The sequence below is a fragment of the Thalassospira profundimaris genome (genome assembly GCF_003326755.1).
GTDB lineage: Bacteria > Pseudomonadota > Alphaproteobacteria > Rhodospirillales > Thalassospiraceae > Thalassospira > Thalassospira profundimaris_B.
In genome coordinates this window covers 61420-82244 of record NZ_JPWH01000001.1, presented here as the reverse complement: position 1 = coordinate 82244, position 20825 = coordinate 61420, and the positions used below count along the sequence as shown (strand labels likewise).

Below are 20825 nucleotides of genomic sequence, written 5' to 3'. Positions count from 1 at the left end.
ATCCCTCCCGATCCAGACATATGTATGGTGTATTTATACTTTTATTATAGGATGATATATCTCTTTTTTGAGGTGGAGGTTTATCCTTTAAAAAGCAGTTCAAAAATTAAAGTAATTTCTGAAGTTATTAAAATAGCAAATCTTCCGCCCGGCCATGCTGTCCGCTGCCCATGCGGCTTGCTGTTGCGGCGTTTTGTGTGCTCTTGGTCCTGTTTCGGCGTTCTGGTCTTTTTGGGGGTGATTTTCGCTGTCACTTTAGTGTGAAGTGTTATCTGTCGTGGCGTAAAAGGGTTTATTTTCAGGAAAATGGGCAAAGTTTTTAATCAATTGGATTTTAAAATTTCGCGGTAAATTTTGATTTCCCTCAAGGTTGGGGTGCCAGACGGGGCGCATAGTCTGTTTTTCGATCTGTTGTTTACGGAAACCATGCCATGTCACATGAACTGGATGGGCAGGACAACAATCACGCGCACCACTCTCAAAATTCATCCTCCCCTGCCCCGACCTCAAAATCTACCCTGACTTCCTCTTCCTCTTCCTCTTCCTCTTCCTCTTCCTCTCCTTCTCCTTCGTCCTCTGCCGCTTCTTCATCCCTGGCTTCGCCACAGGTTGAAGCAACCCCGCTTGAAAATCCCACCAGCCTGCAACAGGGCCTTGAGACAGCCACCGCGCAAAGGCGGCTTGAAAGCGATGGCCCCAATGTGATTGCCGAACAGACCCGCAATGTCTGGTGGAAGCTGGCCTCCTATTTCTGGGGGCCGATCCCCTGGATGATCGAGGTTGCCGCCATTTTATCTGCCGCCGTTCAGCATTGGGCGGATTTTGCCATTATCCTGATCATGTTGCTGCTTAATGCCGGGGTTGGTTTTTGGCAGGAATACAAGGCCGATAACGCCATTGCCGCCCTGAAAAACCAATTGGCCCTGAGTGCCAGGGTATTGCGCGATGGCAAATGGCGCGACATCCCGGCCCGTGACCTGGTGTGCGGCGATATTGTGTCGCTGCGTTTGGGCAATATCATTCCCGCTGATGCCCGGCTGGTGGATGGGGATTATCTGGCGGTGGATCAATCCGCCCTGACCGGGGAATCCCTGCCGGTGGATAAAAAAATCGGCGATGAGGTTTATTCCGGTTCCATCGCCAAAATGGGTGAAATGACCGCGCAAATTACGGCAACGGGCATGAATACCTATTTCGGCAAAACTGCCCGTCTTGTGCAAAATGCCGGGAATGTTTCGCATTTCCAAAAGGCGGTATTGCGGATCGGCAATTTCCTGATCCTCTCCACATTGGGGCTGGTTGCCCTGATTTTGATGGTCGCCCTGTATCGTGGCGACCCGTGGTTTGAAACGGTGCTGTTCGCCCTGATCCTGACAGTGGCGGCCATTCCGGTGGCGTTGCCGGCGGTCCTGTCGGTGACAATGGCCGTGGGGGCGGAAAAACTGGCCCGCCTGAAAGCCATTGTGTCGCGCCTTGTCGCGATCGAGGAATTGGCCGGGATCGATATTTTATGTTCCGATAAAACCGGCACCCTGACGCAAAACCGCCTGACATTGGGCGACCCGGTTGTTCTGGCCGCACAGGACCGCAATGATCTTTTGTTGGCGGCGGCAATGGCCTCGCGCAGCGAAGGCGGTGATGCCATTGACCAGGCGGTGATGGGCGGCCTTGGTGATGTGGTTATACCGCCCTTGTGGCAAACAAAGGCCTTTCATCCCTTTGACCCGGTGTCCAAGCGGGCCGAAGCGACAATCGCCGATGGGGCCAGCGAGTGGCAGGTTGCCAAGGGGGCACCCCAGGTGATTTTAAAACTGGTGAACCCGGATGATACTTTATCTTATAAAGTGACAAATGCCGTAAATGACATGGCATCACGTGGCTATCGCACCATCGGGGTGGCCCGGCGTGTGATGGCGAAAGGTGATGCACCCGAGGCAAACCAAGACCAATGGCAGTTCCTGGGTCTGCTGCCGTTATTTGACCCGCCCCGTGAAGATGCCGCCCAAACCGTTCGCGAAGCCGCCGCAATGGGGGTGGATATTAAAATGGTGACGGGCGACCATGAAGCGATTGGCCGTCAGATTGCCGCCTCCCTGGGGATGGGCAGTAACATACTGCCTGCCGATCAGGCCTTTGGCGACGGCAAACCGGCGATTAATGCAGCGGCGATCGAGCAGGCCGATGGCTATGCCCGGGTGTTTCCCGAACATAAATATGCCATCGTCAAGGAATTGCAGGACCGTGGTCATATCATCGGCATGACCGGCGACGGCGTAAATGATGCCCCGGCCTTAAAACAGGCCGATGTCGGCATTGCCGTGAGCGGCGCGACCGATGCCGCCCGGGCCGCAGCCGACCTGGTGTTAACCGCGCCGGGCCTGTCGGTGATTACAACGGCCATCGAGGAAGCGCGCCGTATTTTTGAACGCATGGCAAGCTATGCGACCTATCGCATTGCCGAGACGATCCGTGTGTTGCTGTTCATGACGATTTCGATTCTGGTGTTCAACTTTTATCCCGTCACTGCGGTGATGATTGTTCTGCTGGCCCTGTTGAATGACTTCCCGATCATGATGATTGCCTATGACAATGCGCCGATTTCACCCAAACCGGTGAAATGGGACATGTCGCGCACCCTGATCATTGCCGGGTTGCTGGGGGTGATCGGGGTCTGTGAATCGTTTTTGCTGTTGTGGATTGCCGAACGCTATACCGCGCTTCCCAAAGACCAGATTCAAACTCTGATCTTCCTGAAATTGCTGGTGGCCGGGCATTTGACGATTTACCTGACACGCAATGATGGTGCGATCTGGAAAAAACCCTGGCCCAGCCTGAAGCTGTTTGTCGCCACCGAAATCACCCAGATTATCGGCACTCTGGCGGCGGTGTATGGCTGGTTCATTGCGCCGATTGGCTGGAAATACGCCCTGATCGTCTGGGCCTATGCCCTGGTCTGGTTTTTGATCGAAAGCGGGTTCAAGATCATGGCCTATCGCCTGCTGACATTCCGCGAAGCCCGGCAGGCACGGCACCTGGCCTGTGTGACACAAAGCCTGCATTCCCATTAAGGGGGGCAGAACAATTTCAAAAGGCGGCTCCTTTATCCTGAGGGGCCGTTTTTTGTTTTGGGACGTAAGAAGTGCTGATCCTGAAAAAGGCGAAGGCCGGTGGGGTGGCCTTCGCCAGGATGAACCTTGCGCCATTTCGGGGCGGGCGCAGGGTTCGGGGGAGTGGATGTTTTAGGCCGCTGTCGCCGGGATTGGCCCCAGGGCGGCAAAAAGGGCGCTGTCGCTGTTTTCTTCCGGGTTGGGGGTTGTCAGAAGTTTTTCGCCGTAAAACACCGAATTGGCTCCGGCCAACAGGCACATGATTTGCGTCTCGCGGTTCAGGCTGGTACGCCCGGCTGACAGGCGCACCGTGGATTTGGGCATGGTGATGCGGGCTGTTGCAATCATGCGGACCAGTTCAAGCGCATCCACCGGGGCCTGATGGGCCAGTGGTGTGCCCGCCACCGGCACCAGCGCGTTAATCGGAACACTTTCGGGGTGCGGGGCAAACCCGGCAAGAACCTGAAGCATGGATGCGCGGTCGCGAATGCTTTCGCCCATGCCGATAATGCCACCACAACACAGCTCGATCCCCGCACCGCGCACGGCAGCCAGGGTATCAAGGCGGTCCTGATAGGTGCGGGTGGAGATGATCTGGCTGTAATATTCCGGGCTGGTATCCAGATTGTGGTTATAGGCGGTTAATCCGGCGGCGGCCAAACGTTCGGCATGGCGGGTTTCGAGCATGCCGAGCGTCACACAGGCCTCCATTCCCAAATCGCGCACACCACGTACCATGTCAATCACGGCATCAAAGGCCGCGCCGTCGCGCGCGCGCCGCCAGGCCGCCCCCATGCAAAACCGCTCTGCCCCGGCCTGTCTGGCGCGTGTGGCCATCTCGATGACGCTGGCGGGGTCCATAAGGTGTTCTTTTGCCAGTTTGACCTCGCGGTGATGGGCTGATTGCGGGCAATAGGCGCAATCTTCGGGGCAACCACCGGTTTTGATCGAGAGCAGGCTGGCCTTTTGCACCTTGTCGGGGTTGTGATGTGCGCGATGCACCGCGTTGGCGCGGCCGACCAGGTCGAGCAGGGGCAGGCGATAAATCGCCTCGATCTCGTCTGTTGTCCAGTCATGGCGCAGGGTTTGATCCGTCGCCGGGTTTTGTGCCGAAAGATGGTTCATGATGCGCGATCCCCGTTTGTCTGCTTTACCAAACGGGCGCAGGCGGCACTCGCCAGGGCAACAAGGGCGATTTTCAGGGCGTCGCCCAAAATAAACGGGCTAAAGCCATAGGCGACAACCTGGTGTAGCGGTACATAAACCGCAAGCCACGCCAGGCCAAGGCCGTAAACCGGGATCATCGCGGCCATCATGATGCCAAAACGGGCCAGGACGGAGCGCCCGCGGGCATAGGTGCCAACCAGCCAGGAGGCCACCAGATAGCCCAGCATATAGCCGCCCGTGGGCCCGACCATATAGGCAAGGCCAATGCCGCGTTCAGGGGTTCCGGCAAAAACCGGCAGGCCCGCCGCCCCCGCTGCCAGATAACCAAACAGGGTTGCGCAGGCAAGGCGGGGCCCAACCGTTAGCGCAATTGCCATAACAGCAAGGGTTTGCAGGGTCATGGGAACGGGCCAGAAGGGAAGTGTAACCTTGGCACTTGCTGTAAGGACGGCAATACCCGCCACCATGATCAGGCCGTATTTCAGTCCTGTTGTGCCGGATGAACGGGGTGTGTGTGTGCCGGGGGCCGGATGGGGATGGGTCTGTGCAGGTTCGACAGTCGTGTTTCGCATGATGATCTGATCCTCCAGGGCGGGCAGGTAAAATTATAGATAAAATACGAATCTCATCTATTAATTACGTCGCGGCTGGCGGTTGAAATCAATGCAAAAATAGATAACAGGGTCAGTTTTGAGGCTTTCGGAAAACGAGTTCCTGTTAATTGTTTGTTTTATAAATATAATTTTTATCTATAAAATTGGAAAATCGTATGCGAACAGAACGGCCCGAACCAGAAAACAGGGCGGGGTGTGGGATCAGAGCGGGATTTTGGGCGATGGGTATGCCGCTCAGGCGCGATTTTGCAGGCGGGGTTTGATGCCCGGTTTGCTGCCAATCCATTTAACATGACGGGCCAGGGTGGCGGCGGCGACATCAAACTGCCGTTCGCGCAGGGCTTTCAGGATGGCGCGATGATCCTGGTCGGTCGGGGCTTCCCACTCCAGGCGAAAGCCGGAAAACAGGAAACGTGCACTGGCAGCATGCAAATCATCAATTGTTGCCAGCAGGCGCGGCATGTTACACGGGCTCAGGATCAGGCGGTGAAAGGCGCGATTGGTTTCCTCCCAGGCCCGGACATCGGCGGCATTTTCCCCGGCACGATTAATGGCTTCGGCCTCGTCCAGAATGGCGCTGGTCAGGTGCGGGGCGGCATGGCGCAGGGCCAAAACCTCAAGAGAGGCGCGCATTTCGGCGACTTCGCGTACTTCGGCAATATCGAAACTGGCAACCCGAACCCCCCGGCGCGGTTCGCTGACCACCAGTCCCTGGGCTTCGAGGCGACGAAAGGCCTCGCGCACGGGAACGTGGCTGGCACCAAATTCCTCGGCCAGGTGGTCCTGTCTTAATTTGGTGCCCGGTGCGATGTGCCCGGCAATAATCCGGTCTGCCAGCTGGCGGGTGATTTTGCCGGTAATCGTGGTGTCTTTATCGTGATCCATAATTTTATAGATAATTTGTCTGCCCGACCTTGTCGAGTCTTCATATCGCGATCGCAAAAACAGGCAGGTAGTCGGGGCGGCTTATTATTTGCGCCTTATCTGCGCCCTGTCGCGCGGGAGCAAATCTGTCAGAGAAAACCCGCCGACCTGGTTTGATCCGCGGGTTTTGTCGTAAATATTATCTATTTCGGGCCGGTTTAATCATGCGGTGGGTAATGTTCGTCGGGCATGTCGGTAAATGCGTCACGCAGGGCTTTGGACCAGGCCTCGGAGAGGGCCTTGAACCCGGCATCTTCGGCTTCGATGCGCCGCTGTTCGGAAAACCGGCATTTGCCTTCGGGCAGGACGGCCAAATCCAGCGGCATCCCGACTGACAGATTGGACCGCAGGGTGGAATCCATCGATAACAGGGCAGCTTTTACGCCTTCCTCAATCGGGGTTTCCTGGGTAATCACCCGGTCCAGAATGGGCTTGCCATATTTATGCTCGCCAATTTGCAGATAGGGCGTGTCCTCGGTGGCTTCGATAAAATTGCCTGCCGCGTAAATCAGAAACAGGCGTTGCGCCCCGCCGGCCCGCTGCCCGCCCAGAATGATGCTGGCCCCGGAGCTTTCTTTGCGTTGTTCCAGGGTGTCGTGATATTTATGCTGCACCGATTGCATGGCTTCGCCCACCAGTTCGGCAACGCGGAACATGGTTGGAGCGGTCAGAATGCTGTCATTTTCCGCGGTATCGGGGTTTTCGATGGCTTCGCGCAACAGGCTGACGACGGCCTGGGTGATGGCGAGGTTTCCGGCCGTCAGCATTACGATGGCGCGTTCACCGGGAACTTCCCAGCTAAACATTTTGCGATAGCGTGAAATGTTATCAAGGCCTGCATTGGTGCGGGTGTCAGACAGGAAAACCAGCCCTTCATCCAGCATCAGGCCCACGCAGTAGGTCATTTTATCATGAGTCCAGTTATTGTTGGGCTTGCGCGACGATTACGGTTACATCCAAATCCTCGTCGGCGCCACCAGAATGTACACCCCGTATAGGTGAGGCGTCACGGGCGTCAAGTCCAGACCCCAGCCGAACATAAAAATCGGTCGGGCAACACCGGTTGGCGGGATCAAAGCCGATCCAGCCAATGTCTTTGATGTAAAGTTCGGCCCAGGCATGGGCGGCTTCATGAGGCACACCTTCGGCATCGGCAAAAAGATAGCCCGAGACATACCGTGCCGGGATATCGACCATACGTGCCGCTGTAATCAGCACATGGGCATGATCCTGGCAAACGCCCTGCCCTTCGGCCAGCGCATCGGCTGCGGTGGTATGGGCATGGGTTGTGCCCGGCACATAGTCAATCTGGTCGCGCACCGACGATGCCAGCGCATGGGCCGTTTCAAGCAGGGACGCCTTTGGGCCGACCGCCTTGGTTGCGGTTTTGACCAGTTTGCGAATGGCGGTGCTGGGTTTGGTCATTTCGGTTGATCGCAAAAAAACCAGTGGGGATGCTTTTTCCTTGTGGTTGGTCAGGACACCGGCGGTATCGGTGGTTTCGATCATGCCACGCACGATGATTTCCACCTGGTCTGCCGGGCCATTGCAGGTCAGGGTGCTGACGGTATCGCCGTAACCATCGATGAATTCCGATGTGATGGCGCAATTTTCGGCACTTACGGACCAGTCCACAATACGTTGACTGTCACAGAGTGACGGGGTGAGTTTCAGGCTTTGGGTAACATAGCGTGCCGCTGGTGCATAGCGGTAACGGGTGCGATGTTCGATGGTCAGGCGCATGTCATTGCCCCCCAAAATAATAGGTTTCGGCAATGGCCTCGGACAGGGCGCGATAGCGTTGCAGGCAGTCGCTTAGAAATTCGTGCAGGCCGCGGCTGAAGATTTCGTCCATATCGCCGTGATTGAGGATGGCATAAGTATCAACCGCCATGCTGTGCACGGCATGGCGGCGGCCATATTGCCGCGCCAGACGTTCAAGATGGCTGGTGATATTTTCCGTGCAATGTGCCAGGGACCGGGGGCTGAACGGGTTCAAAATCAGGAAATGGGCGATGCGCCAGGGGGAATAATCGTCCCGATAGACCCAGTGAAAGGCCCGCATGGAGGAAGCCGCGCGCAAAACCGTGGTCCATTGATAATTATCCACCCCGTCGCCGACCATGCTGGTTTCGGGCAGCAGCACGTAATATTTTACATCCAGAAGCCGCGCGGTGTTATCGGCACGTTCAAGGAATGTTCCCAGGCGGATAAAATCGTAACCGTCATTGCGCAGAATGGTGGAATCGGTTGCCCCGCGAAACAGTGCGCCCTGGCTTTTGACCCAGTCGATAAAACCGGGCAGATCGGTTTTGGCAAGGTTGCGCATGGCCGTGCGGCGCAGTTCCATCAATGCGCCGTTCAGGGCCTCCCACATTTCCTGGGTGATGGCGGTGCGCATGGCGCGCGCATTGGCCCGGGCATATTCAAAACAGTTGATAATCGATGACGGGTTGTCGCGGTTAAAAATCAGGTAATCCGAAACGGTTGCCTGGGAAAGCTCGGTATTGTCGGAATCAAACCCTTCGGCACATCCGGCTGCCGACAGCACGGACCGCCATTCCGAGCGGTTGCCATTGCCCGCAGCGGGCATGAGTGCCATGCGGTAGCCCATTTCCAGAAGGCGGGCCATGTTTTCGGCCCGTTCCACATAACGCGACAGCCAGAACAGATTTTCAGCAGTACGACTTAGCATGTCTGTTCCTCCCCCTTATTCCGCCATGATCCAGGTATCCTTGACCCCGCCACCCTGTGAGGAATTGACCACAAGGGACCCGTCCCGCAGGGCAACGCGGGTTAACCCGCCCGGTGTCAGGCGAATATCGTCACCGACCAGGCAGAACGGACGGAAATCGACATGGCGCGGGGCAATGCCGCTTTCAACAAAGGTTGGGCAGGCCGAAAGGGCCAGGGTTGGCTGGGCAATGAAATCCGACGGGTTGGCCTTGATGCGTTCGGCATAGGTGGCGCATTCTTCTTTGGTTGATGCCGGGCCGACCAGCATGCCATAGCCACCCGACCCGTGAACTTCCTTCACCACCAGTTCGGGCAGATGTTCCAGAACATATTTAAGGTCGTCCGCACGGGCGCATTTCCAGGTTGGCACATTGTTGAGGATCGGTTCCTGACCCAGATAAAACCGGATCATATCGGGCACATAGGTGTAAATTGCCTTGTCGTCGGCCACACCAGCCCCGGGGGCCGAGCAAATGGCAACACCGCCAGAGCGATACACATTCATCAGCCCGGGAACACCCAGCACCGAATCGGGACGGAAACATAGCGGGTCAATAAAGGCATCGTCGATGCGGCGGTAAATCACATCCACCCGTTCCGGCCCGCGTGTGGTGCGCATGTAAACCCGGCCTTCGGACACAAACAAATCCTGGCCTTCCACCAGTTCCACGCCCATTTGGTCGGCAAGGAAGGAATGTTCGTAATAGGCGCTGTTCATGGCACCCGGGGTTAACACGACAATGTTGGGGTCGCCCTCGCATTTGGCAGGCGCAATGCTTTTGAGGGTTTTCAACAACTGGTCGGGATAGCTGTCGACCGGCTCGATCCGCAGTTTGGAAAACAGTTCGGGGAACATGCGCATCATGATTTCGCGGTTTTCCAGCATATAGGAAACCCCCGACGGTGTGCGGCAATTATCCTCCAGCACGTAAAATTCATCCGGTCCCACGCGCACAACATCGACGCCCACAATATGGCTGTAAACCCGGCGGGGCGGGTCAATGCCAATCACGGCGGGTTCAAAGGCAGCGTTTTTATAAACCAGATCGGCCGGGACAACCCCGGCACGGATGATTTCGGCATTGTGGTAAACGTCGTAGAGAAATGTATTAAGGGCGCGTGCGCGCTGTTTGACGCCGCGTTCAAGCTTGCGCCATTCCGATGCGGTAAAAATACGCGGGATCAGGTCAAACGGAATAAGCCGTTCGGGGTCGCCCCCCTCGCCATAAACGGCAAAGGTAATGCCGATTTTGCGAAACAGCGTTTCGGCTTCCAGTCGCTTTTGGGCCAGTATTTCCGGTCCGGTGGCATCCATCCAGTCAACCAGGGCGCGATAGGGTTCGCGCACCTGACCGTTCATTTCCATCTCGTTGAACATGCGCCATTCCCTCTTTCCTGCGGGTCATTTTTGACCTTCGTATAGATTAAAGGCAGCGGATATGGCGGTGGTCAAGGCTGTTCAGCCAGAAAATGAATAATTTTTATGCGATTGTGATGGTTGACTAAAATTTATGCTGCAAGTGCGAACATACTGGGCAAAAACGGTTGCTCATCCCGTTGGGGCGGTTTTTTTCGGGCGCAGAACATGGTGATGGTCAGCGGCGTAAAGCCGGGAATCGGTGAAATCGCGGCGGCCAAAAACCTCGCCCACCATGATCAGGGCGGTGCGGGTAATGCCGCTGCCTTTGACCTTGGCGCGGATGTCGCCCAGGGTGCCATAGAGATATTGCGCATCGGGCCAGGTGGCGCGATAGGCAATGACAACCGGGCAGTCTTCGCCGTAATGCGGGGTCAGGTCGCGCACCACATTTGCCAGATTGTTAATCGACAAATGAACCGCGAGTGTCGCCCGTGATTGACCCAGTTCCGCCAGGCTTTCGCCATCGGGCATAGAGGAAGACCGCATGGCGGTGCGGGTTAAAATCACGGTTTGCGAAATATCGGGCAAAGTAAGCTCTGCCCCGATTTCGGCAGCGACAGCAGCATAGGCCGAAACGCCCGGTGTGATGTCATAGGGGATGCCCAGGTCCTCAAGACGGCGGATCTGTTCGGCAATTGCACCATAAATCGACGGGTCGCCGGAATGTACCCGTGCCACATCCTGCCCGGCATCGTGTGCAGTTTTTATTTCGGCGATGATTTCATCAAGGTTCATCGGTGCGGTATCTATTACGCGGGCATTGGCTGGCGCACTGGTAACGATTTCTTCGGGCACCAGGGACCCGGCATAAAGACAGACCGGGCATTTTTCGATCAGGCGTAAACCGCGTACCGTGATCAGGTCGGGGGCACCGGGACCGGCACCAATGAAATGAACCGTCATGTTTTAGTCTTTCTTTGTCGTCGTGCTTTGGGCGGAATGGCTGCTATGGACAGGGGCCTTGGCGGCATCGGCCCCCTTTTTGGCATAGCCACGCGGGGTATAAACCCATTCGCCCATGCCGCGGATGATATGCTTGCTGTTGCTGGACCCGACCAGAACAGTGGTCAGCATATCCACCATATCGACTTCCAGTTTCGATAGCGGAACGACCGTTATTTCCTGGTCCGGGCGGCCCAATTGACGGCCCAGCACCACCGGCGTATCGGCAGGTCGATTATCCAGCAGCATGTCGCGCGCGGTTGCCAGCAGATCGCGGCGGCGTTTGGAAACCGGGTTATAAAAGGCAATCACAAAGTCGCCTGCCGCTGCAGCGGCGATCCGGCGTAAAATATCCTCGCGCGGGGTGAGCAGGTCGGACAGGGAAATGGCGCAAAAGTCATGGCCCAAGGGTGCGCCAATACGTGCGGCTGCGGCCTGCAGGGCCGAAATACCCGGCGATACCTGAATAGCCACCCGGTTCCAGGCTGCTTTGTCTTCGCGGTCGAGCAATTCAAATACCAGCGTTGCCAGCGCATAAATACCGGCATCACCCGACCCGATCAGGGCAACGTCGCGCCCCTCGGCCGCCAGTTCCAGGGCATGCCGGGCGCGGGCTTCTTCGGCCCCCAAATCCGAATGATGCAGTTCCTTGCCGGTGATCAGTTCGCCCAGCAGGTCCAGATACATCTGGTAGCCGACAATATCGCTGGCTTGCGCGATCAGGGTGCTGGCTTCGGGGCTGCGCCAGCTTGCCTGGCCCGGGCCAATACCGACAATCGATAAACGCCCCTGCCCGCGCCCGGTTTTCTGCGGCGAAATATCCGCTGGCGACAGGCCAATGGCACAGGTGGCGCGTTTTGATTTCTGTTTCGTAACGATTAATGTGCCGTCGCTGCCAACACTGGCAAGGGCCGCCCCCTCAGCCACACCGTGGCAGCCGGTTTCGGCAAAGACAATATCCGATGGCGTTTGCAGGCGCGGGGCCTGTTCTTCCAGTTCTTCGGCGGTAAAAAAGCGGGCGGGAACACCCAAATGCCGGGCCAGGGCGTGCACGGCTGGTTCATCGGCCTTCAGGTCAATCGAGGTGACACAGGCAACGGCCTTGGCACTTAACCCGGCATCGGCCAGGGTTTTTTCGGCCAGGTTTATCAGCTCGCCGGGTTCGCAATTGCGTTCACAGCCGACACCCAGCGCCAGAACGGGCGGATGATATGTGACCGGGGCCAGTTCGCCAGCCTGATCGGCAAGAATACCGGTTTCGGTGCGGGCCGTAACATGCAGGGCAACGGTGCCGTTGTCATCCTGGGGAATGGCGCTGTTGGTCAGCCAGGCGGCGGAACCTGCATCAATGGTGATTTTGGCGCTGGCCCCGGCCAAAAGGGCGGCGGTGGCGGGCTTGACGGCGGCCTTGTCGGCCAGTTTCCAGCCTGCCGGTGGTTCGTCGAGCGCCAGGCCCAGGGCGGCATCGCCCGGTGTGGTAATGGCGGCACGGGCCCCCAGTTTTTCGGCCAGATCGCGGGCCAGTTTGTTGCCCCCATGATGCCCGCCCAGAAGCGGAATAAAGGTTTCACCGGCTTCATCGACGGCAATCACGGCGGCATCCTGCCATTTCCCCGCCAAAAGCGGGGCCAGGGCACGAATAAGAATGCCGCTGGCACACACTCCGATAATCACATTGTCAGCAGCAAAGGTTTGTTGCAGATGCGCAATGGTATCGTCAAAGGCCACATCCACCTCGCGGGTGGAAACCCGGGTGCGCAAGCCGTGCAGGCTGGCCCCTTGCAGGGTGGCGGTAATGCGCTTTGCCGTTGGCAGGGCACGCTGGGTTAAACATATCACTGCGATGGGGGCAATCGGGTCGGTTGGCAGGGGGGAAGTTGTCGGGCTGGTCATTTCCAGGCGTCTCCGCGACGATGGATCAGGATCATTGAAAAATAGGGTGCGGTGGCATCATCGGGCAAGTCGCCCAGCGGGACCATCTTTTGGCTGTCCAGGGTGGCGCGTTCGATATAGCGCGCCCGGTCCGTCAGGCCCAGTTCGGCAATGATTTGCCGCACCTTGGCAAAATGCCGGCCCAGTTTGATGATAGCGGCGGCATCGGTATCGGCCAGTTGCGATTTCAGGCGGTCGGCAGGCAAGGGGCCGGGAATAACCTGCAAAACATCGTTTTTCGCGGCAAGCGGCGCGCCAAGCTGGGCGGCACAGGCCATCATGGAACTGACACCGGGAATGCTTTGCACGGGGAAGCCGGCCTCGGCCAGGCGGCCAAACAGATACATGAAGCTGCCGTAAAAAAACGGGTCGCCTTCGCATAGCACTGCAACCGTGCGCCCGGCGCGCAAATGTTCGCCAATTTCCAGGGCGGCGGCATCATAAATGCTATCGGCGGGCGGGCCCATCGGGATGCGAATGGCAATTTCGATGCGACCTTTTGGCATATGCGGGGCGACAATCTGCCGGGCCAGGCTGGCACCGTCTTCCAGTGCGGGATAGGCAATGACATCCGCTTCCTGCAAAATCTTATAGGCCTTTAGCGTGATCAGGTCGGCCTCGCCCGGGCCAATACCCAGCCCATAGGCAGCACCTTTTTGCGTGACGGGGGCTGAATTGCCTGCAGTCGCGGTCATGATTTAACTCCGACATAATGTGTGACCGGGGCAAGGCTGTGCCAGCCGGTAAAGCTGCCGCGCGGGGCCAGCCGGGAAACGGCAAGGCGCGATAGCGTGCCGCCATTTTTATTATAAAACCGAAACAGTTCCTGCTCGCCTTCCAGTGTAACGGTATTTGCCACCAGCCGACCCTGCACGGGCAACAGGTCCCAGCATTTTTCCATCAGTTCGGGTGTGGTAATACCCCCGCCTATAAAAATGGCATCGGGTAAGGGGAAGTGGCCCGGTTTGGCGTTGTTTTCCAGTCTTGCCGCTTCCAGAGCCTGTAAAATGCTGGTGTGATGCAAGATCAGGTCGGGTGTGCCCAGGCGGGTGGCGTTTTTGCGGATCATGTCGCAGCGATTGCCATCCTGTTCGATGGCAACGGCCTGGCCGCCCAGGCGCATCCATTCAATGGAGATGCTGCCGCACCCTGCCCCCAAATCCCACAATACCGCCCCTTTCCATACGCCGAGCGAGGCCAGGGTTTGGGCGCGGATATCGGATTTCGTGATCATGCCATCATGGATAAAGGCATCATCGGGCAGGCCGGGGCCAAGCGGCAAAATGGTGGCTTTTTGATCGGCGATCAGGTCGATCAGAATCACATTTAGCGGGTCAATGACGCTATCATCCCGGCGGGTTAAGGCATCATGCTGCCATTCGCGGGCGGTTTGGGTGGTGATTTTTTCATGCTCCCCGCCCAGTCTTTCGCATATTGTTAGCTTGCTGTCGCCATAGCCTGCTTCATAGAGCATTACCGCGACCAGTGCTGGTGTGCTGCCATCATGTGACAGGGCAATAATGCGGCCTCGCGGGCGTAAATGCGCCCGCAAATTTTCCGGCTTGCGGCCATGAAGCGTGATCACATCGCATTCCGCCAGCGCCCAGCCGGTGCGGGCACAGGCCAGGCTGATCGACGATGGCGCCGGGAAAACGGTTATATTTTCGGAGCCGAAATGATGGGTCAGCGTGTTACCAACCCCAAAAAACATCGGGTCGCCACTGGCGAGAATCACCGGGTTTTGGCTCTGTAACTTGGCAATTTCGGCCATATTATCCTGAAACGGGGTGATCCAGGCTTTCTGCTGCCCGGTAATATCACCCGGCAGCATGGCAAGGTGGCGTTTGCCGCCAAAAATGACCTTGGCCTGTTTAATTTCGTCTGCCGCCGCCGGGGAAAGACCGGCAAAGCCATCCTCGCCAATGCCAATAACGGTTATTTTGCCTTGTGGTGTGGTGCTGTTGGCGGGCATGGGTCAGCCTTCCGTCTTGGTGGGGGACGGGGAAGTGCCATCGGCATTTTCCGCCGGTTTGGCAATACGCGCCAGGGCATTTACCGTGGCGGCGGTGACGGCACTGCCGCCAAAACGCCCGCGCAGGGTGGCAAAGGGAATACCGGCTTTGCCTGCATGCTCGATCAATGCGTCTTTGCTTTCGGCAGCCCCGACAAAGCCGACTGGCATGCCGATGATCAGGGCCGGTTTGGGCAAATGGCCGTTTAGAATGGCGTCCAGCAGATGAAAAAGGGCGGTTGGCGCATTGCCAATGGCCACAATCGCCCCGTCAATATCATTGGTCCAGGTTTCGACCGCTGCGGCGGAGCGGGTGGTGCCGATCATGGCGGCCAGGGCGGGAATGTTTTCGTCATTCAACTGGCATATCACGGCATTATTGGCCGGAAGCAGGCGGGAAATAATGCCGTTTCTCACCATTTCGGCATCGGTTAAAACCGGTTTTCCCGCCAACAGGGCCTTTGTTGCCGCACGGACAATATTGCCGCCAAAGGTGATATTTTCGGCCATTTCCACCATGCCACAGGCATGGATAATGCGTATGGCAACGGGCCGCAATTCGGCAGAAAAACGGGCGAGGTCGGCTTCGGCTTCGATGGTGGCGAAACTTTGCCGGTATATGGCCTGCGGATCGCGCAGATAGTCAAACATAACCCCGCCCTTCAGGCTCGGTTTCGGTCCGGTTATTTGCCGGTTTTTTCTGTGGTGCCGTGATCATGATCGTGGGCGTGGCTGTGACCATGTGAATGGGAATGCCCGTGGTCATGGCCGTGATCGTGGTGATGATGTCCATGATCATGACTATGACTGTGGCCGTGAGAATGCCCATGACTGTGACCGTGGGAATGCCCGTGCGAATGACCATGTCCGTGGTCATGGGAATGACCGTGCCCATCGGTACCAATGCCCATCACATGATGATGATGCCCGACCTGCGGGGTGGCAACATCGCCTTCATAACCAATGATCTGTTCGCGATATTTGCAAAGCTGACAGTTCATGTTGTTGTCGCCGGTATCAATTTCGGCCAGGCGTTCGGCAAAGCTTTCCAGCACCAGCGGATGATCGGCCAGATACGATGCCTTGATGAATTCGACATCGGGGAATTCGGCCGCAACTTCGTCGGTATGGCTGTAAATCCGGTCGATCAGAATGCCGACAAACAGGAAATAGGGGAAAACGACAACCCGTTTATAACCCAGCTTCATGGCTTCGCGCAGACCGGCATTGACCCGCGGATGCGCCACACCGGAATAGCTGACTTCCACCCGGCCAAATCCCATGCCTTCCTGAAGCATGCGGGCAACCTTATAAACATTGGAATTGGCATCGGGGTCGTTGGTGCCACGCCCCACCACCATCAGCAGGGTGTCCTTGCGTTCAATGCTGTCATCGGCGGTTGCCAGGGCTTCTTCGATACGGTCAGCACTGGCACGCAGCAATTTGGGGTCAATTGCCAGGTCGCGGCCAAATTTTACCGTAATATCGGGGTTTTCATGGTCAAAATTATTGACCTCGCTGGGCAGGTCATTTTTGACATGTCCCGCGGCAAACAGCATGCCCGGCAGGGCGTAGATTTTTTTGTGACCACGGGCTTTCAGTTTTTCAAAACCATCGCGCAAAATGGGATGGGCAAATTCCAGAAAACCGCTTTCAACATCGTAATCGGCGAAATGGGTTTGTTTCATTTGCTCAACCATATTGTTGAACTGTGAAACCGCACGGTCGTCACGCGAACCGTGCCCGCAAATCATGATCGCACCTTTGGGGGACATAAAGGCTGCTCCTTTTTCTCTCTCTCGCCAATGCGGTCTGAACCTGCCCGGATGGACATGGTGCCGCCAGATGTTCCCCACGTTTTCCCTGATTGAACATCCGATTGCAAGCAGCAGCTTTGCGAATCGTACTTTTGATTGGGCAGGTTTGTTACAGGATCGTGGCTAAGTTATGAAAAATATTGAAAAATTATGATAACGGCAAAGGGTGTGATGTATAAAGTCATATTGACGCAATCCCGGAAGCGCCGCATCTTGCGGCGATGGAACAGGTGATTTTCGATTTCTTGCTGCCGATACCGGGTATTTATGGTTATGGCGTTGCCGTGATTATTCTGGGTTTGGCCCTGGATGCGGTTGCGGGCGATATGCCGTGGCTGTTTTCGCGCATTCCCCATCCGGTGGTCTGGATCGGACGGCTGATTGCCTTTTTTGAAAAACGCCTCAACCGCGTCGATCGCAGCGATGGCGATCGCCTGTTGCGCGGTGTTTTAACCGTGCTGGCTGTTTTGCTGGTTGCCGGTGCGGTGGGTGGTTTCATTCAGTTCTGGGCGCTTCGGGCGCCAAGCGGCATTGTTGCCGAAATTTTCCTGCTGGGTGTGCTGATTGCCCAAAAGGGCCTTTACCAACATGTGCAGGTGGTGGCCGATTGCCTGGAACAGGATGGCCTGGCCGCCGGGCGACAGGCGGTTTCCATGATTGTCGGGCGCGACCCGGCCAGCCTGGACCATGCCGGGGTGAGCCGGGCGGCGATTGAAAGCTGTTCGGAGAATTTTTCCGACGGCGTTGTCGCCCCGCTTTTCTGGTTTGCGGTTGGCGGGCCAATTGGCCTGTGCCTGTATAAGGCGATCAATACCCTGGATTCCATGATCGGCCATCGTAATCGGCGTTATCTTTATTTCGGGCGGTTTGCCGCAAGGCTGGATGATGTTGCCAATTTTATTCCCGCCCGGCTGGCGGGTGGGCTGGTGTGCCTGGCAGTGGTAATTTCGCTGGGCTTTACCGCCGGGCGGCGGGCCTGGGCCACCATGTGGCGCGATGCGCGCAAGCACAAATCCCCCAATGCCGGGTGGCAGGAGGCGGCAATGGCGGGCGGGCTGGATTTATCCCTGGCCGGGCCGCGCCGCTATGGCAGTGAAATTGTCCAGGACCCGTATATTGGCAATGGTCGGCGCGATGCGACACCCGATGATATTCGGGCGGCTTTGCGGGTTTTTGTCCTGTCCTGTCTTTTAAATGGCCTGTGGCCGGTTCTGATCTGGATGGCCGTGAACCGTTAACCAAAAGGCGTTGGATGCCCCTGCGATGAAACCCGGTTCATATGACATTGCGATCAGCCCTGAAAATGCAGCGACGGACAGCGATGCGCGCAGATTTGTGTCGATGGTGCGCAAAAACCTCCATATTCAGGTGATTTTAGACCGAATGGCGCATTTCGGGCTGAATGACTGGTGGTTAACAGCCGGATGTCTGGCGCAAACCATCTGGAATATTCAGGCAGGTTATGACCCAACAGCCCATATTGATGATTACGACCTGTTTTATTTCGATCCCGATACGGGATTTGAGGCTGAAGATCGCGTGATCAAACAGGTAACGGCCCTGTTTGATGATGTGCCGGTACGCGTAGAGATGCGCAATCAGGCCCGGGTGCCCATCTGGTATGAACCGAAATTCGGTTTTGCCTATGGCGATGTTTACCGTGCCAGCGATGGTATTGACCGCTTTGCCTACCAGACCACGGCAATTGCATTGCGCCAGCACCCGACGGGGGATTTTGAAATTTATGCCCCGTTCGGGCTGGAAAAAGTGCTTTTGGGCCGTGTGGTGCCCAACCCGGTTTTGCCCGTGGCGGCCATTTACCGCCAGAAAACCGATCGCTGGCGTAAAATCTGGCCGCACCTGAGTATCCAGCCCTGGCCGGAACCCGCCTCCGATTTTTGATTTGAAATCGAAATAAATCTGTCAGTCGGGCTTTTTGTTCATCCGGGCAATGGTCGAGGTGGTGGAAAAACCGTCGGCCAACTGGGCCAAAAACACTTTGCCGCCATATCCCTGGACAATATCGGCCCCGACCACGGTATCGATGGTGTAATCAGCACCCTTGACCAGAATATCGGGCTTCAGCGCGGAAATCACCTCAATCGGGGTATCTTCATCGAAGATCACCACACCGCTAACGGTTTCCAGCGACCCCAAAACGGCGGCACGGGCGGCCTCGGACTGCACCGGGCGGGTTTCGCCCTTCAGCCGTTTGACCGAGGCATCGGAATTCAGACCAATCACCAGCCGGTCGCATTGCGAACGGGCCTGTTGTAACAGGCTGATATGGCCGGGATGGAGCAGATCAAAACAGCCATTGGTAAAGCCGACCTTGTATCCCTTGCGCCGCCAGCGTTCAACACGGTCCACCATGCGATCCAGCTTCATCAGCTTGGCTTCGCCAATCATCAGGTCATGATGATGCAAAAGCGTGATCAACTCATCGGGATACACAACCGCCGTACCGATTTTACCCACGACAATGCCCGCTGCGACATTGGCAATGCGGGCGGCATCGGTAATGGTGCTGCCGGCGGCGATGCTGGCGGCAAGGCAGGCAACCACGGTATCGCCCGCGCCTGATACGTCATAAACTTCGCGCGCTTCGGTGGGCAGATGGATGGCGTCGCCACTGGCTGGAACCAGCGTCATGCCATCCTGGCTGCGGGTCAGCAGGACATTTTCAATGCCGCAATTTTCAATAATGTGGCGGGCGGCGCGAATGGCATCCTCGTCATTATTAACGGCAATGCCGGTGGCAGCTTCGGCCTCCGCCCGGTTGGGAGTGACCAGGGTTGCGCCGCGATACCGGCTATAGTCATTGCCCTTCGGGTCAACAATCACGGTTTTGCCTGCCGCCCGGGCGGCATCAATCGTCGCGCGGATCAAGTGGCTGTTTACCAGCCCCTTGCCGTAATCGGACAGGACCACGGCATTGACATCCGGGGTCAGTTGCGCGGCCAGGTCGCCAATATGGACAAGGGTGGTTTCGGCAGGCGGGGATGTGGTTTCGTTATCTGATCGTAATAATTGCTGTCCACCAGCAATGAAGCGGGTTTTAATCGTGGTGGGGCGGTTGCGTTCGATCTGGATATAGGGTTCGACCCGTTCGTCACTGGCGACATATTCCATGACTTCGCGGCCGGGCAGATCATCGCCCACCATCGAGAGAAACTTGACCGAGGCGCCCAGTGCCGTTGCATTGCGCACCACGTTGCCTGCCCCGCCCAGCATCGCACTTTCGCGCTGTACGCGAATAACGGGAATGGGGGCTTCGGGGGATATGCGCGTGACCGACCCATAGACAAACCGATCAAGCATAACATCGCCAATACACAGGATTTTGGCATTTCCCAGCTCTTCAACCAGACGGGCAAGATGGCTTAGATCGGTCATGAAGGTACTTCCGGTATCGGTTGTCGTCTTTAATCAGGATTTGGTATCGTACTGGGCTTGTTTAATCGCGAAGACCCAAACGGTATTCCAGCATACCGACCAGCATTTGGCCCAGCATGATGTGCATTTCCTGGATGCGGGCCGTGGTCTGGCTGGGAACGATCATCACAGGGTCACACAGGGCGGCCATATCCCCGCCGGAACGACCGGTCCAGCCGGTGGCAATCAGGCCCATTTCACGGGCTTTTTCAAGCGCCAGATTAACATTTTTGCTGTTGCCCGATGTGGAAATGCCAATCGCGACGTCACCCGGTTTGCCAAGTGCCTCTACCTGGCGTTCAAACAAATGATCAAAGCCGAAATCATTGCCGATTGCGGTTAGCGCCGAACTGTCGGTGGTTAGCGCAATGGCGGGTAAGGCACGACGGTTATGGACATATCGGACCGTGAATTCGGTTGCGATATGCTGTGCATCCCCTGCCGATCCGCCATTGCCGAAAAACAGCAGCTTGTTGCCAGCATTCAGGGCATTTTCACACAGATCAACCAGCTTGATAAACGGGTCGCGTGTTGCTTCGCGCGTTTTGTTGACCAGGTCGAAATGCTCGTCAAACTCGGCATCAAAGAATGTGTTTATGTCCATTTCCGGCTCGTATCTTGAAATTGCAGGTGGCAGCCATTGGGTAAGACCAGGTCCCGGTCTTGTCCGGGTGTGATCCGATTTTACACCTCTCAGGGCAAAAAGATCATGATCGCGGC

General features: G+C 56.8%; 18 protein-coding genes. 3 read left to right on the top strand and 15 right to left on the bottom strand.

Annotated features, from left to right (window positions below; all coding sequences use genetic code 11):
- Positions 1-431: 431 nt before the first annotated feature.
- Positions 432-3068: a plasma-membrane proton-efflux P-type ATPase gene (locus TH25_RS00310; protein WP_114086449.1), complete on the top strand. Its 2637-nt coding sequence runs from the start codon at positions 432-434 to the stop codon at positions 3066-3068.
- Between the two features lie 171 nt (positions 3069-3239).
- Here TH25_RS00310 and bioB read toward each other — a convergent pair whose 3' ends face one another.
- From bioB to TH25_RS00245, 13 genes are all read right to left on the bottom strand, one after another.
- Positions 3240-4232, bottom strand: a complete 993-nt coding sequence (gene bioB / locus TH25_RS00305) for a biotin synthase BioB (RefSeq protein WP_114086448.1) — start codon at positions 4230-4232, stop codon at positions 3240-3242.
- On the bottom strand, positions 4229-4846 hold the full coding sequence (locus TH25_RS00300; protein ID WP_114086447.1) for a biotin transporter BioY: 618 nt from the start codon (positions 4844-4846) through the stop codon (positions 4229-4231). The genes bioB and TH25_RS00300 overlap by 4 nt, the downstream gene beginning before the upstream one ends.
- Positions 4847-5122: 276 nt before the next feature.
- Entirely contained in the window at positions 5123-5773 is a 651-nt protein-coding gene (locus TH25_RS00295) for a GntR family transcriptional regulator (protein ID WP_114086446.1), read from the bottom strand.
- Between the two features lie 197 nt (positions 5774-5970).
- A complete protein-coding gene (locus TH25_RS00290) occupies positions 5971-6717 on the bottom strand; it encodes a proteasome-type protease (RefSeq protein WP_114086445.1) in 747 nt (248 codons plus the stop codon).
- 16 nt (positions 6718-6733) lie between these two features.
- Positions 6734-7555: a transglutaminase family protein gene (locus TH25_RS00285; RefSeq protein ID WP_114086444.1), complete on the bottom strand. Its 822-nt coding sequence runs from the start codon at positions 7553-7555 to the stop codon at positions 6734-6736.
- Position 7556: 1 nt separating this feature from the next.
- Positions 7557-8507 carry an alpha-E domain-containing protein gene (locus tag TH25_RS00280; protein WP_114086443.1) on the bottom strand — a complete coding sequence of 317 codons (951 nt, stop codon included), beginning with the start codon at positions 8505-8507 and terminating at the stop codon, positions 7557-7559.
- Positions 8508-8522: 15 nt separating this feature from the next.
- A complete protein-coding gene (locus tag TH25_RS00275) occupies positions 8523-9926 on the bottom strand; it encodes a circularly permuted type 2 ATP-grasp protein (protein WP_114086442.1) in 1404 nt (467 codons plus the stop codon).
- Positions 9927-10097: 171 nt separating this feature from the next.
- Positions 10098-10871 (bottom strand): precorrin-4 C(11)-methyltransferase, encoded by a 774-nt coding sequence (gene cobM / locus TH25_RS00270; RefSeq protein ID WP_114086441.1) that lies wholly within the window; start codon positions 10869-10871, stop codon positions 10098-10100.
- 3 nt (positions 10872-10874) lie between these two features.
- Positions 10875-12803 carry a precorrin-3B C(17)-methyltransferase gene (gene cobJ / locus TH25_RS00265; RefSeq protein ID WP_114086440.1) on the bottom strand — a complete coding sequence of 643 codons (1929 nt, stop codon included), beginning with the start codon at positions 12801-12803 and terminating at the stop codon, positions 10875-10877.
- Positions 12800-13537 carry a precorrin-2 C(20)-methyltransferase gene (gene cobI, locus TH25_RS00260; RefSeq protein ID WP_114086439.1) on the bottom strand — a complete coding sequence of 246 codons (738 nt, stop codon included), beginning with the start codon at positions 13535-13537 and terminating at the stop codon, positions 12800-12802. The genes cobJ and cobI overlap by 4 nt, the downstream gene beginning before the upstream one ends.
- On the bottom strand, positions 13534-14814 hold the full coding sequence (gene cbiE, locus TH25_RS00255) for a precorrin-6y C5,15-methyltransferase (decarboxylating) subunit CbiE (RefSeq protein WP_114086438.1): 1281 nt from the start codon (positions 14812-14814) through the stop codon (positions 13534-13536). Before cbiE ends, cobI begins: the two co-directional genes overlap by 4 nt.
- 3 nt (positions 14815-14817) lie before the next feature.
- Positions 14818-15504: a precorrin-8X methylmutase gene (locus TH25_RS00250; protein WP_114086437.1), complete on the bottom strand. Its 687-nt coding sequence runs from the start codon at positions 15502-15504 to the stop codon at positions 14818-14820.
- A 32-nt stretch (positions 15505-15536) separates the two neighbouring features.
- Positions 15537-16628, bottom strand: coding sequence for a sirohydrochlorin chelatase (locus TH25_RS00245; RefSeq protein ID WP_114086436.1), 1092 nt, complete (start codon positions 16626-16628; stop codon positions 15537-15539).
- A 263-nt stretch (positions 16629-16891) separates the two neighbouring features.
- On the opposite strand from TH25_RS00245, the gene cbiB reads away from it, so the two are divergent.
- Positions 16892-17908 carry an adenosylcobinamide-phosphate synthase CbiB gene (cbiB, locus tag TH25_RS00240; protein WP_114086435.1) on the top strand — a complete coding sequence of 339 codons (1017 nt, stop codon included), beginning with the start codon at positions 16892-16894 and terminating at the stop codon, positions 17906-17908.
- A 25-nt stretch (positions 17909-17933) separates the two neighbouring features.
- Entirely contained in the window at positions 17934-18572 is a 639-nt protein-coding gene (locus TH25_RS00235; RefSeq protein WP_114086434.1) for a nucleotidyltransferase family protein, read from the top strand.
- 21 nt (positions 18573-18593) lie between these two features.
- On the opposite strand, the gene rfaE1 is transcribed toward TH25_RS00235, so the two are convergent.
- Both rfaE1 and TH25_RS00225 read right to left on the bottom strand, forming a co-directional pair.
- Positions 18594-20066: a D-glycero-beta-D-manno-heptose-7-phosphate kinase gene (rfaE1, locus tag TH25_RS00230; protein WP_114086433.1), complete on the bottom strand. Its 1473-nt coding sequence runs from the start codon at positions 20064-20066 to the stop codon at positions 18594-18596.
- Between the two features lie 61 nt (positions 20067-20127).
- A complete protein-coding gene (locus tag TH25_RS00225) occupies positions 20128-20709 on the bottom strand; it encodes a D-sedoheptulose 7-phosphate isomerase (RefSeq protein WP_114086432.1) in 582 nt (193 codons plus the stop codon).
- Positions 20710-20825 lie beyond the last annotated feature (116 nt).

Excerpts from the sequence above, each read along its gene's own strand:
- TH25_RS00280 (WP_114086443.1), bottom strand. The coding sequence starts at position 8,507 with ATGCTAAGTCGTACTGCTGAAAATCTGTTCTGGCTGTCGCGTTATGTG.
- cobM (WP_114086441.1), bottom strand. The coding sequence starts at position 10,871 with ATGACGGTTCATTTCATTGGTGCCGGTCCCGGTGCCCCCGACCTGATC.
- TH25_RS00295 (WP_114086446.1), bottom strand. The coding sequence starts at position 5,773 with ATGGATCACGATAAAGACACCACGATTACCGGCAAAATCACCCGCCAG.
- rfaE1 (WP_114086433.1), bottom strand. The coding sequence starts at position 20,066 with ATGACCGATCTAAGCCATCTTGCCCGTCTGGTTGAAGAGCTGGGAAAT.
- cbiE (WP_114086438.1), bottom strand. The coding sequence starts at position 14,814 with ATGCCCGCCAACAGCACCACACCACAAGGCAAAATAACCGTTATTGGC.
- TH25_RS00300 (WP_114086447.1), bottom strand. The coding sequence starts at position 4,846 with ATGCGAAACACGACTGTCGAACCTGCACAGACCCATCCCCATCCGGCC.
- bioB (WP_114086448.1), bottom strand. The coding sequence starts at position 4,232 with ATGAACCATCTTTCGGCACAAAACCCGGCGACGGATCAAACCCTGCGC.
- TH25_RS00310 (WP_114086449.1), top strand. The coding sequence starts at position 432 with ATGTCACATGAACTGGATGGGCAGGACAACAATCACGCGCACCACTCT.
- cobI (WP_114086439.1), bottom strand. The coding sequence starts at position 13,537 with ATGACCGCGACTGCAGGCAATTCAGCCCCCGTCACGCAAAAAGGTGCT.
- TH25_RS00290 (WP_114086445.1), bottom strand. The coding sequence starts at position 6,717 with ATGACCTACTGCGTGGGCCTGATGCTGGATGAAGGGCTGGTTTTCCTG.
- TH25_RS00250 (WP_114086437.1), bottom strand. The coding sequence starts at position 15,504 with ATGTTTGACTATCTGCGCGATCCGCAGGCCATATACCGGCAAAGTTTC.
- TH25_RS00275 (WP_114086442.1), bottom strand. The coding sequence starts at position 9,926 with ATGTTCAACGAGATGGAAATGAACGGTCAGGTGCGCGAACCCTATCGC.
- cobJ (WP_114086440.1), bottom strand. The coding sequence starts at position 12,803 with ATGACCAGCCCGACAACTTCCCCCCTGCCAACCGACCCGATTGCCCCC.
- TH25_RS00225 (WP_114086432.1), bottom strand. The coding sequence starts at position 20,709 with ATGGACATAAACACATTCTTTGATGCCGAGTTTGACGAGCATTTCGAC.
- TH25_RS00235 (WP_114086434.1), top strand. The coding sequence starts at position 17,934 with ATGAAACCCGGTTCATATGACATTGCGATCAGCCCTGAAAATGCAGCG.
- TH25_RS00285 (WP_114086444.1), bottom strand. The coding sequence starts at position 7,555 with ATGCGCCTGACCATCGAACATCGCACCCGTTACCGCTATGCACCAGCG.
- TH25_RS00245 (WP_114086436.1), bottom strand. The coding sequence starts at position 16,628 with ATGTCCCCCAAAGGTGCGATCATGATTTGCGGGCACGGTTCGCGTGAC.
- cbiB (WP_114086435.1), top strand. The coding sequence starts at position 16,892 with ATGGAACAGGTGATTTTCGATTTCTTGCTGCCGATACCGGGTATTTAT.